The organism is Treponema sp. R8-4-B8, from assembly GCF_054786175.1.
On sequence record NZ_BDHE01000115.1, the window covers coordinates 1 to 1,125 of the forward strand.

The following is a 1,125-nucleotide window of genomic DNA, read 5'->3' on the forward strand; positions in this document are numbered from 1 at the left end:
TTCTTGATAAAATTTATGTATTGACAAATGTTGTTTTTTTAGTTTATTATATTATATCTTAATAAAAGGAGTTTCATAAATGAAAAAAATGTTAATTGTTTTTCTTACGGCGTTTTGCGCGCTGGCTTTTGCCTGCGTAACCAAGCCGGCACAAAATCCAGGGGTAGGACCAAAATTAACAGTGGTAATCCCTGAACTGTTCAGTCCCGACCCCGACACGGTTGACGATGAGACGACGATAGCGATCAAGGTCGATCATCCTGTCCCGATAAAAGGCTGGACAATCCTAATACAGCCGAATCGCCAACCGGCCGCGCAAACGGGCCAACAGCCGGCCGCGGGCCAACCGGCTACGCAAGCGAGCCAACAGCCGGCCGCAACCCCCCAACAAGGTACGAACCAGCCTCGCGTCCGGGAGCCTTTCTATCAACATGAAGGGAAGGGAGTTCCGCCAAAAGAATGGAAATGGAATGGTAAAAGCAGCAGAGCGTCTGGCGAAATGGTACAGTCCGCCACGGATTACAAGTTCACATTAACTGTTACTGATTCCTTTGATAATTCCAGCACTTATGAAGGGATTATCAGCGTCGATATCCTTGTCAAACGGGATGGCGATGTTTTGCGTATGGTAGTTCCTTCTATCATTTTCCCCCCCAACGCCGCCGACTTTAAACTGCTCAGCGATAGCGACATGAGGAGCAACAGAAGAGTTTTGAATCTTATCGGCAGGGCTCTTACCAGATTCTCCGACTATAAAATAACCATCGAAGGCCATTCCAATCCGACTACTCCTGTTGGCCCACAACGGGACAATGAAGAAAAGAACGATCTTAAACCCCTAAGCCAAAAGAGGGCGCAGGCCGTTTTGGATTATCTGTCGGCTAGCGATTTCCAATACAAGGTTGATAAGTCGCGTCTAACCGCTGTAGGCATGGGCGGCACGCGGACAGTAGCCAGCTATGATGACAGCGATGAAAACTGGAAAAATCGCCGGGTTGAATTTATATTGAGGAAATAATTCCACAAAATAATTCCCCAAGACCTCACACTAAGATCACGAAGGTACAAAGATCACAAAGGGGGGAAGGGGTTAGGGGTTATTTCTTATCTGGTATTGCTAGGATA

At 46.9% G+C, this 1,125-nt stretch carries 1 protein-coding gene; it reads left to right on the top strand.

The features are described 5' to 3' along the window. Positions 1–79: 79 nt before the first annotated feature. On the top strand, positions 80–1,018 hold the full coding sequence (locus ACYVRA_RS06650; protein WP_461251962.1) for an OmpA family protein: 939 nt from the start codon (positions 80–82) through the stop codon (positions 1,016–1,018). The last annotated feature ends 107 nt before the right edge of the window (positions 1,019–1,125 follow it).

What these genes read in the sequence shown, in the direction of transcription:
- ACYVRA_RS06650 (WP_461251962.1), top strand. Translation starts at nt 80, where the DNA reads ATGAAAAAAATGTTAATTGTTTTTCTTACGGCGTTTTGCGCGCTGGCT.